Genomic DNA, 12,109 nt, shown 5'->3' on the forward strand with positions numbered 1-12,109 from the left:
CTAAAATGTTGATTATTTATCTAGCAGTCAAAGCGTATCCTTTAACACGCCTTAATTTTCAACCATTATTATGTTAAATATAATAAATCGCCCTTAAAATTGATTATATCTCTAGTACCTTTAAGCTAATGCCATTAATACTTTAACATTTTAAAGACATGTTTTATAGTCTTACCTGAATTAATACTTGTAAAGGTTATACCGAGAAGACCTTCAGTCTGAAGAAAGATTAAAATGATGTTTGATTCACTTTTATCTCTTTCATTGCACCTGTAGATCTAATCCATATTTGTTTTATAAGAATCTTTCCGCCGCAGCATTGACTAAAAGAAAAAGCAGTGCTTTGATTTCTCAAAAACACTGCCCGTTCACTGACATAGGCTGAAACAGTTTTAAAAAGTTGACGACAATTACACATAATGTCAGTATCATGACTAATCGCGATAGTATATTCATGATATTATCATTGATGGTATCGTCAAAGTCTCCCGTCGGCCCATCAATGATAGTATCCGTATTGTATGACTACGCTCTTGCGATACTCCGCGCTGTTAGTTGCCTTCTCTTAAATTAAGCCAAGCCACACACTCAACATGCGTAGTATGCGGGAACATATCCACAGGCTGAACCTCCTGCGTCTTATACCCGCCTTCTTCAAGCACTTTCAAATCACGAGCAAGTGTCGCTGGGCTACATGATACATATACAACACGCTTTGGCTTCATGTCGATGATTGTTTTTAATAGTGCTTCATCGCACCCTTTACGAGGTGGATCGACGACGATTGTGTCGGCGATAATGCCTTGTTTGTACCAGTTTGGGATGACTACTTCTGCCTCGCCTACGCCGAATTCGACGTTTGTTATGTTGTTTAGTTCTGCGTTTCGGTTTGCGTCTTCAATTGCTTCTGGGACGATTTCAACGCCGTATACTTTTTTTGCTTTTTGCGCTAGGAATAATGAGATTGTTCCGATGCCGCAATATGCGTCGATAACCGTTTCGTTTCCATCTAGTTTTGCGTACTCTAGTGCTTTGTCATATAGCACTTTCGTTTGTGCTGGGTTTACTTGATAGAAAGAACGTGCTGAAATTGCAAATTTAATGTCACCGATAAAGTCATAAATATATTCTGATCCGTATAGAACTGTTGTTGCGCTGCCGAAAATGACGTTTGTGCGTTTGTTGTTTACGTTTTGGACAATCGATTTTACGCTTGGGAACTTCGCTGCAATTTCTTCGATGATTGCCTGTTTGTTTGGAAGTTCTGCCGTACGGGTGATAAGGACAAGCATGATTTCCCCTGTGACTTGTCCGTAACGAGCCATGACGTGACGAAGTGTACCTTTGTGGCGTTCTTCGTTGTACGCTGTTATGCCGTGCTTTTCACAAATGCGTTTTACTTCTTGAATTAATGTATCGTTTTCTTCTGCTTGGATTAAGCATGTTTCCATATTAATGATGTCATGCGTTCCTTGGCGGTAAAAGCCAGCGACAAGTCCGCCTTCACGCTCGCCAATTGGCACTTGCGCTTTGTTTCGATATACCCATGGATTTTCCATGCCAAGGACAGGGTGAACGGGTACATCATGTAGTCCACCGATACGCTGCATCACGCCCTGCACTTGCTTTTCTTTTGCTTGTAGTTGTCCTTCATATGTTAGATGCTGCAGTTGGCAACCGCCGCACTGATTATATACTGGGCATTCTGCATCTTTGCGGTATGGACTTTCTTGATAAAGTTTCATTAAACGACCAAAAGCAAAGTTCTTTTTCACTTTAATGATTTTAATTTGCGCTTCTTCACCCGGTAATCCGTTTTTAACGAAAATAGGATAGCCTTCTACTTTCGCAACACCGGCACCGTCATGTGTTAAATCTTCAAATACTACATCTATAAACTCGTTTTTTTCAACTGGTGGCGTCATTTTATTACTCATTTTCCGACCTCTCTTTTTTCATAACACTGCGTTACATTTTACCATATTCCCTCGCTCTTTAGCCATCGGAAGAAAAAATCTATTGACGATAATTCTTTATTAATGTTACGCTACTACTAATTGCATACGGATGGTGTTACCTCATATATACTTGATGATATGGATCGAGAGTCTCTACCTGGCAACCGGAAATTGCTGGACTATGGGGGAAACTAATGAATATTAACTTTTTTATTATATATAAAGACTCATATTGATTAGCTTTCTCGCATAGAAGAAAGTCGATCTGTATGGGTCTTTTTTTATTTCTATTTTAAAGGTTAGACATCATACGTATGACTTAAAATCTTTGAGGTTTACTCTTCTATTTATTTACACATCTGAAAGGAGAAAATTTTGTGCACTATGTAATGAGTATTATCGGTATTCTTGCCGTATTAGGAATTTGTTTTGCTTTCTCTAACAACAGAGCAAAAGTGAATTTCCGCGCTATTATTATTATGCTTGTTTTCCAAATTTTAATTGGTTGGTTTGTATTTGGAACAAAAGTTGGTCAGCAAATCATCGTTTTTATCGGTCAAGTCTTCAATAAATTAATTAAACTTGGTACGACAGGCGTGGACTTTTTATTTAACGGCATTCATAAAGATTTTGTATTTTTCTTCAATGTATTATTAATTATCGTCTTTTTCTCTGCACTACTTTCTATTTTTAGTTATCTTGGCATTTTACCTTTTATCGTTCGTGTTGTTGGCGGTGCGATTTCAAAAATTACAGGTTTGCCGCGTGTGGAATCGTTCCACGCTGTAAACTCGGTCTTCTTTGGATCAAGTGAAGCATTACTTGTTATTAAAAATGATTTACAACATTTTAATGCAAACCGTATGTTTATCATTTGCTGTTCGGCAATGAGCTCTGTATCAGCTTCTGTCACAGCATCTTATGTGATGATGTTAGATACAAAATACGTATTAATAGCCTTGCCGCTAAACTTATTCTCTAGTCTTATCGTTTGTTCATTATTAACACCAGTTGATACAGCACAAGAGGATGAAAAGCTCCAAAAGTTCGATAAAAACATGTTTGGTAACAGCTTAATTGATGCGATGATTAACGGTGCTTTAGACGGTTTAAAAGTAGCCGGAATTGTTGCAGCATTAATGATTGCTTTTATCGGTGTAATGGAAGTTGTAAACTTCGTAATTTCTTCTGCTTCAGGTGCAATTGGTTATAAAATTACACTACAACAAATCTTCGGTTACATTCTTTCACCATTTGCTTTCTTAATGGGAATTCCAGCACATGATGTTATTTCTGCTGGTGGTATTATGGGAACGAAGATCGCATTAAACGAATTCGTTGCGATTCTTGATTTAAAGAAAATCATGACAACATTATCTCCGCAGACAGTTGGGATTGTTACAGTATTCTTAATTAGCTTTGCAAGCATTAGCCAAATCGGCGCAATCGTCGGTACAATTCGTGCTCTATCTGAAAAACAAGGGCGCATTGTATCACGCTTTGGATGGAAACTCCTTTGTGCTTCAACATTAGCTTCTATTTTATCTGCGACAATCGCAGGATTATTCATTTAACTAGCAGATAGCTTCCTATCTTTAAAAATAGGAAGCTATTTTTTTATTTTCCTTATAAAATTGATTCATTTAAGTGTATACATTTATTATTATTGATTCGTTGTATAAGTATAGGGAGGACAAATGATGAAAAAAGAAGATATACTCGCCTCCTATCTTATCAATTTAGGAGAGGAAGTGTTCAACCTATTACTAGCGAAAGGAGCAAAAAAGGAAGATGCTGAAGATATAATTCAAAACACTTTTTACAAAGTGTACACACTGTTGGATGATCTAACAGAAAGCAATATACGTCCATGGTTTTTTAGAGTCGCACTCAATGAATATATTGACTTAAAAAGAAAAAAGGAGCAGCAAAACATCTACTTAACCGAGGAAATTTATGCAAAGCTCCAATATACAGACAGCGAATTTGACGCCATTTTAAATAAAGATGAGATTTTCTATTTATTAAAAGACATCAAAAAAGACTACAAAGAAGCTTTCTTTTTAAAGTATTACTATGATTTTTCATACGAAGAAATTGCAATTATTTTGGACGTTAAAGTAAACAGTGTAAAACAAAAGTTATATCGTTCCCGTAAATTGATTCACTCAAAAATAGGGGGAAAACATTAATGGACACTTCGTTAAAAGATGCTTTAAAAAAAGCTAAACGAAAACAATTACTAAAAATCGTCATTACTTCTATTATCGTTGTACCTATTCTATTACTAATCTTTTATAAAGTTGGCAATTACTTTGCAGCAAAAAGTTCTACAAGACTTCACGAACAACTCTTTTTACATAATGAAATTGCCGAACCTAATATTCAAATCAATTCTCAAGTTACAAGTAATTCCTCCATGTTTGGTGGTAACATTGTGACGAATCGTTCTAAAAATATTAATGGTTATTTAGTACAATGGAGCACACTTACAAGTTCGTATGATTGGCTTCGCGTTACTATCGATCACAATGAGTTAATACCAGGATTTTATTGGTCTGATACAGAGTTCTATGAGTATGATAAACAAACAAAGAAGAAAGTTGCGACATTTTATCATCCATCTATTAAAAAGTACTATGATGGTGTACAAAATGAACTAGGTGAAATTTCACAAATGGAAAATCACGTTGCGGAAGTTGCGATTTCTTTCGATCAGCCTTATACATTACAAGAAATTCAAGCAAAGATTCCCGATAATTTAAACATCGCATGGTTATATATGACATCACCAATTGCAGATGAAAGTAAGGGACCTGCTGGTATGCCTGTTTATGGATTCGATCCATCTGATTCACCGAAAAAGGCATACGATAGCTTTATTGATGCACTTAAAAAATATGATACAGATGGTAGTAACGAAACAGTCCAAAAGTTTTTAAAATCAAATAAAAATAAACAGTTTGATGAAGTAAAAATTTTAGGGGTAATGCTGACTGGTCAAACCAAAAATTTTAAAGCCTTAGAAAATCAAGGTTTCATTCGTGGTGCTTCTGTAGGGGCTACTGCACAAATCGTCCCTTATATGAAACCAAAGAAATAATAAGCAAGAGACCAGATAAAGTGAAACCTTAATCAGCCCTCACCTATCTTTTTCGATTCTCTCTCAATCTTGAGGTGGGGGATAACTGACCACAAATAACGGGATAAATATTTGGTCTCTCTTTTTTGTTTTAAATGTTGCACCTGGCAGGAAAAGGCCCTGACCGTTCCTATGCGCGGACAGATGCTCTCGCCCTTCCCTAAAAAGAAAAGGGTTTTTATATCGTTTTTTTTGATATTTATATATATCTTCCTTGTTAGTTGCGAAAATTCAGTATCTTTGTCGTAATTATCCAAAAAAGTATATTCCCCTCTCCTTTCGAGAGTGATATGATTAACAAGGATATAATACACAATAGAAGGATGGATATGATGAAGAAATATGCACTATTGGCTTTACTTTCTTCTACTATTCTTGTAGGCTGCAACACTAGTGTAACTAGTGATACACAGAAAAAAGATGCAGCTACCGAGAAGCAAAAGGAAACGAAAAAAGTTGAAGCAAAAACAGTCGATGTTCCTTTAACACAAGGGAACATCACATGGGAGCCTTTTGCACCTGATGCAAAAAACACTGTGCTCTATATGAACAATTTAAAAGATGCGTTTAAAGAAGTACAATACCACGTTTGGCGCACTGCTGATGGCCCTGAAAGCAAACAGACATTTTCATCACATGAAAAAGATCATAACTTTGCTTTCCCATTCCACTTAAAATCTTTCAATTTGAAACGCGGAGAATATCAAATTGAAACAACAGGATTAAAAGAAGATGGCACACAAGTACCTCTTGCGAAATCTACAATTACATTCCAACAATCTGTACCAATTCTAATGTATCATGCGATTGAAAAATACTCTGGACCAGGTGACGGCGAGTTAGGGTTGTATGTACCGCCCGAACAGTTCGAATTACATATGAAGTATTTAAAAGATAATGGGTATACATTGCTGACTTTTGAACGTTGGAATGATATAAATCGTGTCAATAAGCCTGTCTTTATCACCTTAGATGATGGACGAAAAAATAATATGAATGCCCTTAGAATTTTACAAGGTTTAAAAGATGATAAATTCCAGCCAGCAGCGACAGAGTTTCTCGTTGCCAATGATATTGATGCACCAAATCGTCTTTCAAAAGATGAGATTAAACAGATGGTAGATTCCGGTATTTTCTCTATCCAATCGCACACATCTACTCATGCGATGATGGCTTTTTCAAACAATTATGATGAGGAATTACGCGTTTCAAAAGAGAAAATTCAAAATCTTACTGGCAAAAAAATCATTGCTCTTGCGTATCCAGTAGGTTCTTATAACGATCAAGCTGTTGCAGAAACAAAAAAATATTATGAGTTTGCTGTAACAACAGATCATGGCAATCATCTGACAAAAGGTACACCGAACGAGCAATATTTAATTAAACGCCATTTTGTCGGACCTAAAACAACAATGGGTGAATTTACAGCATTGGTAAGAGAGCGCAATTAATAATATAAATGCAAATTCCTGCCGCATAACAGCGACTGATATGTGGAAAAATGAATTTATATATTGTAAGGCTGTTTTATTAACAAAGCAGCCTCTTCTTATACTTTGATTAAAGGATGCTTATACTATGAAAAAATATATTTCTACTATACTACTCTCTACGCTGTTCATCGCTGGCTGTAGTAATACAACGCAAACAGAACCGAAAAAAGAAGCAGCAACTTCCAAGCAGCAAACCACTAAGAAGGCAGAAGAGAAAGTGCAGCCACAAGGATCCATTTCGTGGAATCCGATTACACACGAGTCAACAAACACTGTTATCTATATAAAAGATGTAAAAGATTCCCTGACAGAGGTGCAATACAAAATTTGGCGCACCGCTGACGGAAAAGAAAATGTCAAAACATTCTCTTCTAAAGAAAAAGAAAATCATTTTTCTTTACCGTTCGATTTGAAAGAATTTGAAGGTAAGCGCGGGGAATATCAAATTGAAGCTAATGGTGTGAAAGAAGATGGAAAAACAATCCCACTCACAAAATCAGCAATTGTCTTTCAACAGCATGTACCGATTCTCATGTATCATGCGATTGATGATTATAAAGAAGGAAGCGGTATTAAAGACCTATTTGTTTCCCCTGCCAACTTTGAAGCGCAAATGAGGTATTTAAAAGATAATGGCTATACACTTTTAACATTTGAACGTTGGGACGACATCAACAAAGTAAACAAGCCAATTTTCGTTACATTTGATGATGGGATGAAAAACAATTTAAACGCTTTTCATATTTTACAAAAGCTAAAAGATGATAAATTTAAACCAACTGCAACAGAGTATATGATTACTGATTCTATCGATACAGACGGTTCTCTATCTACAGCTGATATAAAAGAAATGGTGAACTCCGGCATTTTTTCTGTTCAATCTCATACAGCAACACATGCAGATTTACCAAAAATCACAAACTATGAAGCTGAGCTAAGGGGTTCGAAGGAGAAACTTGAAAAAGTTACCGGAAAACCTGTTATTGCGATTGCTTATCCATTTGGCCATGTAAATGATCAAGTTGTTGCAGAAACGAAAAAATATTATCAATTTGCGACAACAACGAAACCTGGACAATTCATTACAAAAGGTGAAGCAGATGAGTTATTACGCATGAAACGTGTCCGTATTCATAACAACACAACTGTAGAACAGTTTGCGTTAGCAATTAAATAAGAAAATAGAACCCGCTTACAATCGGGTTCTATTTATAATTTCAGAATTTTCCTGTATTATGTATATAAGAAATATTTAAACAAAGGAGAATACATATGTCATTTGAGCAAACTTTAGAAAAATATGCTTCACTTGCGGTAAATATCGGAGTAAATATTCAACCTGGACAAACATTAAGTATTGGCGCACCAATTGAAGCTGCTCCGTTCGTTCGTCTTGTTACAAAAAAAGCTTATGAATCTGGAGCAAAACATGTATACGTTGACTTTGTAGATGAGCAATTATCACGCTTAAAATTTGATTTAGCACCAGAAGAAGCCTTTTCTGAATTCCCCGCTTGGAAAGCACGTGCACGTGAAGAACTAGCAAAAGAAGGCGCAGCATTTATGTCTATTTACGCAGAAAATCCAGATTTATTAAAAGGTGTGGATCCAAAGCGTATTGCGAGCGCAAACCGAGCAGCTGGGGAAGCGATGAAAACAGTTCGTGAATATATGCAAGCTGACAAAGTAAGCTGGTGTGTGATTTCTGTTCCAACTGTAGAATGGGCAGCAAAAGTATTCCCAGATGTACCGAAAGAAGAACAAGTAGCAAAATTATGGGATGCGATTTTCCAAGCTACTCGTGCGAACTTAGAAAATCCAGTTGAAGCGTGGAACGAACATAACGATAACTTACATACGAAAGTACACTATTTAAACGACAAACACTATAAAGCATTATCTTACAAAGGACCAGGCACAGATTTAACAATCGAACTTCCTGAAAAACATTTATGGGTTGGTGCTGGCAGCGTTAACGAAAAGAATGTACCATTCATGGCAAACATTCCAACTGAAGAAGTATTTACAATGCCATTAAAAACAGGCGTAAACGGCTATGTGACAAGTAAAAAACCATTAGTGTATGCTGGAAATGTAATTGATAACTTTACACTTACATTTGAAAACGGACGCATTGTAGAATACAAAGCTGAAGTTGGCGAAGAAACATTAAAACACTTAGTTGAAACAGATGAAGGTTCTCACTTCTTAGGAGAAGTTGCATTAGTACCGCACGATTCACCTATTTCGAATACAAATATTTTGTTCTACAATACATTATTTGACGAAAATGCATCTTGCCATTTAGCAATCGGTAATGCTTATGCTTTTAACTTAGACGGCGGTAAAACAATGTCAAAAGAAGAACTTGCAGAAAACGGTGCAAACTCTAGTATTACACACGTAGACTTTATGATTGGCTCCGGCGAACTAGATATTGATGGTATTACAGCAGATGGTACTCATGAACCAATCTTCCGTAAAGGCAATTGGGCACTTTAATAAGAATAAAGAATCGCATCAACGAAAACGTTGATGCGATTCTTTTTATAGTCCTAATGAAATATATTTAATTTCTACATACTCTTCAATTCCAAAGTGACCACCTTCACGGCCGATACCACTTTCTTTAAATCCACCAAATGGCGCTTGCGCAACCGATGGAAGACCGTCATTTAAGCCAATAATTCCGTATTCCAATGCTTCACTAATTTGAAATGCTTGGCTAATATTTGTTGTAAAGACATATGCGGCTAGGCCGTACGGCGTATTATTCGCACGCTCAATTACTTCTTCAGCTGTTTTAAATTTCGCAACAGGTGCAAGCGGCCCGAATGTTTCTTCTGTCATACATAACATCTCATCATTTGCTTCGCCGATTACAGTTGGCTGAACAAAGTAACCTTCTAATTCTGCAACTCCTCCGTTCAGTACCTTTCCACCCTTTTGAATGGCATCTTCTATATGTTCCTGTACTTTTTCAACAGCTGATTGATCGATAAGCGGCCCAACAGTTGTTCCCTCTGCAAAACCGTCACCTACCTGTAATTCTCCGACAGCTTTTTGAAGCTTCTCTACAAAATTTTCATATACATCTTCTTGCACAAACACACGATTTGTACAAATGCACGTTTGACCAGCATTACGGAATTTCGAACCGATTACCGCTTCAACAGCTTTATCTAAATCTGCATCATTCATCACAATAAATGGTGCATGGCCACCTAACTCTAGGGAAACTTTTTTCATTGTTTCTGCCGCACCCCGCATTAATTCTTTTCCAATTTCCGTTGATCCCGTAAAGGATACCTTTCTCACACGTCCATCATTCATCCATGTATCAGCAATTGCTTTCGCGCTACCTGTTACAATATTTAAAACACCTTTTGGAATGTCTGCTTCATGCGCAAGCTCAGCTAGTTTTAACGCTGTTAATGGCGTTTGACTTGCTGGTTTCACAACTGCCGTACAACCAGCTGCTAATGCAGGTGCTACTTTTCTTGTAATCATGGCTGCCGGGAAGTTCCACGGCGTAATTGCTGCTATGACACCAACAGGTTGTTTCGATACAAGGATTCGTTTATTCGGGTGAGAAGCAGGAATCATTTCGCCATATATACGCTTTCCTTCTTCCGCATACCATTCTACAAAACTATTTGCATAATTTACTTCACCAAGCGCTTCCGCAAACGGTTTTCCTTGTTCCTTTGTCATAATAGAGGCGATTTCTTCTTTATGCTCATCAATTAATGTAAACCACTTTTTCAATTTATTCGCACGCTCTGCTGCTGTTAACTTCGACCAAGTCTTAAATGCATCATGTGCCGCATCCACCGCTTGCTTCGCCTCCGTTACTCCGCCCTTCGGAACAGTAGCAAACACTTCTTGCGTAGCAGGATTGTTAATTTCAATTTGCTCATGCAAATGAATCCACTCACCATTTATGTACATCGCTTTCTTATCTAATATTGCTTTTTTATCCAATTTGTTCGTCCTCCTTTATATTTACTATGATATACCTTTTTATGTAACATAAAAAATGAGATGCTCGCGATCATGCAGAACACTACATAACCCGCTCTCGCCCCTCTAAAAAAGGCGATTTTATCAATTTGTATTTATTGAAGTTCCTTCCTCTTCAATAAACTTTTTAATTTTCCTCGTTGCCGCAGACTGACTAATCTTTAGCGCTTCCGCCACTTTATAGCTTGATCCGTGCACTTTATAAGTCTTTAAAATAATACTGCGCTCTACTTCTTCTAACATTTCATACAAACTTTTTCCCGATTGCTCAATCGTCGATTTTTGCATAGATAACGGTAAATCGTCCATTGTAACAAGCTCGTCCGCGGTAATGACAACACGTTCCATTACATTTTCTATTTCGCGGTTGTTTCCTTCCCACGGATATTCTAAAAATGCATGCAACACATGCGGGGATAATGTCACATTGCGGCCATACTTCTCGTTAAAATGCTGCAAGTAATAAGAAACGAGTGGTAAAATGTCTTCCTGCCTCTCACGTAAAGGAGGAATATGAATGGGGATAACGTTAAGACGATAGTATAAATCCTTTCGAAACGTTCCCTGCTTCACCATCTCTTGCAAATTTCTATTCGTTGCAGCTACAATGCGAATATCTACTTTTTTTAATTCTCTGCCCCCTACTGAACGAAACGTTTTTTCCTGTAATACTTGTAAAAGTTTCGCCTGAATTTCAAGAGGCATTTCTCCAATTTCATCTAAAAAGAGCGTTCCTTTATGAGCCAATTCTAAAATCCCTTTTTTCCCTTCACGATGCGCACCTGTAAAAGAACCACCTGCATATCCAAATAGTTCAGATTCAATTAAATTTGTTGGCAGAGCTGCACAATTGATTTCATAAAGCATTTCGTTTTTCCTGTGGCTCAGTTCATGTAAATGGCGTACTAATCGACTTTTCCCAACTCCGGTCTCTCCTAAAACTAGAACTGTACTATCGACTACAGATACCTTTTTTATTGTTCCAACTATTCTCTCCATCGCCGCACTTTTGAAAATAAGTCCTTCATGTTCATATGTTTCTCGTAATTCTTTTTTATACGTTTTTAATTGATCAGTCATTGTCTCTACCTGTTGGCGCAATTGATAGAGCTCTGTTAAATCACGTGAGTAGCTAATGACCCTTCGTAAATTGCCTTGATCATCAAAAACTGGTCGCGTCCGAACATGTAAATACTCTCCCGATTTTGTTGTTTGCACAAGTTCAATCGGCTTCTGTTTTTCAATCACTTCAAGAGTTGCCGATGGATAAAAAATCCCTTCCTTCTGCAGCTCTTTTACACTCTTACCTATTAATTGTTCCGCCGGTAACTGGTAATGTCTTTCACACATGCTGTTTACACGAACGACAATCCCTTTCTCATCTGTTACAAAAATTTCATCAAAAGCGTATTCAAATACATCTTTTAAATCCATAAACGCTCGTTCCTTTTCCGCCACCATCCCAGTCACTCCCTGAGGTTTAAATATTTTAA

At 37.0% G+C, this 12,109-nt stretch carries 9 protein-coding genes and 1 riboswitch; of the genes, 6 read left to right on the forward strand and 3 right to left on the reverse strand.

Features of this window, described 5'->3' with window-relative positions; all coding sequences use genetic code 11:
* Positions 1 to 551: 551 nt before the first annotated feature.
* A complete protein-coding gene (gene rlmD / locus AB1280_RS16280; protein WP_429756471.1) occupies positions 552 to 1,937 on the reverse strand; it encodes a 23S rRNA (uracil(1939)-C(5))-methyltransferase RlmD in 1,386 nt (461 codons plus the stop codon).
* Positions 1,938 to 2,058: 121 nt separating this feature from the next.
* A riboswitch (purine riboswitch) is annotated at positions 2,059 to 2,160 on the forward strand.
* 175 nt (positions 2,161 to 2,335) lie between these two features.
* Between rlmD and AB1280_RS16285 the strand changes: the two genes are divergently transcribed.
* The 6 genes from AB1280_RS16285 (at position 2,336) to AB1280_RS16310 (ending at position 9,095) form a co-directional block, all read left to right on the forward strand.
* Entirely contained in the window at positions 2,336 to 3,532 is a 1,197-nt protein-coding gene (locus AB1280_RS16285; RefSeq protein ID WP_429756472.1) for a NupC/NupG family nucleoside CNT transporter, read from the forward strand.
* Between the two features lie 126 nt (positions 3,533 to 3,658).
* On the forward strand, positions 3,659 to 4,150 hold the full coding sequence (locus AB1280_RS16290; protein WP_429756473.1) for an RNA polymerase sigma factor: 492 nt from the start codon (positions 3,659 to 3,661) through the stop codon (positions 4,148 to 4,150).
* Positions 4,150 to 5,061, forward strand: coding sequence for a sigma factor regulator N-terminal domain-containing protein (locus tag AB1280_RS16295; RefSeq protein ID WP_429756474.1), 912 nt, complete (start codon positions 4,150 to 4,152; stop codon positions 5,059 to 5,061). The genes AB1280_RS16290 and AB1280_RS16295 overlap by 1 nt, the downstream gene beginning before the upstream one ends.
* Before the next feature lie 371 nt (positions 5,062 to 5,432).
* Complete coding sequence (locus tag AB1280_RS16300; RefSeq protein ID WP_429757355.1) at positions 5,433 to 6,551, forward strand: polysaccharide deacetylase family protein; 1,119 nt, start codon at positions 5,433 to 5,435, stop codon at positions 6,549 to 6,551.
* Between the two features lie 127 nt (positions 6,552 to 6,678).
* A complete protein-coding gene (locus tag AB1280_RS16305; RefSeq protein ID WP_429756475.1) occupies positions 6,679 to 7,770 on the forward strand; it encodes a polysaccharide deacetylase family protein in 1,092 nt (363 codons plus the stop codon).
* A gap of 95 nt (positions 7,771 to 7,865) precedes the next feature.
* Positions 7,866 to 9,095, forward strand: coding sequence for an aminopeptidase (locus tag AB1280_RS16310; protein ID WP_272188772.1), 1,230 nt, complete (start codon positions 7,866 to 7,868; stop codon positions 9,093 to 9,095).
* Between the two features lie 45 nt (positions 9,096 to 9,140).
* On the opposite strand, the gene AB1280_RS16315 is transcribed toward AB1280_RS16310, so the two are convergent.
* Both AB1280_RS16315 and AB1280_RS16320 read right to left on the reverse strand, forming a co-directional pair.
* Positions 9,141 to 10,544 (reverse strand): NAD-dependent succinate-semialdehyde dehydrogenase, encoded by a 1,404-nt coding sequence (locus AB1280_RS16315; RefSeq protein ID WP_429757356.1) that lies wholly within the window; start codon positions 10,542 to 10,544, stop codon positions 9,141 to 9,143.
* Between the two features lie 156 nt (positions 10,545 to 10,700).
* The gene (locus AB1280_RS16320) at positions 10,701 to 12,077 is read right to left on the reverse strand and encodes a sigma-54 interaction domain-containing protein (protein ID WP_272188770.1); all 1,377 of its coding nucleotides are present in this window, start codon (positions 12,075 to 12,077) and stop codon (positions 10,701 to 10,703) included.
* Between the last annotated feature and the right edge of the window lie 32 nt (positions 12,078 to 12,109).

Origin of the sequence: Bacillus sp. S10(2024) (assembly GCF_050473865.1) — a bacterium.
In the GTDB taxonomy this organism is placed as follows: domain Bacteria; phylum Bacillota; class Bacilli; order Bacillales; family Bacillaceae_G; genus Bacillus_A.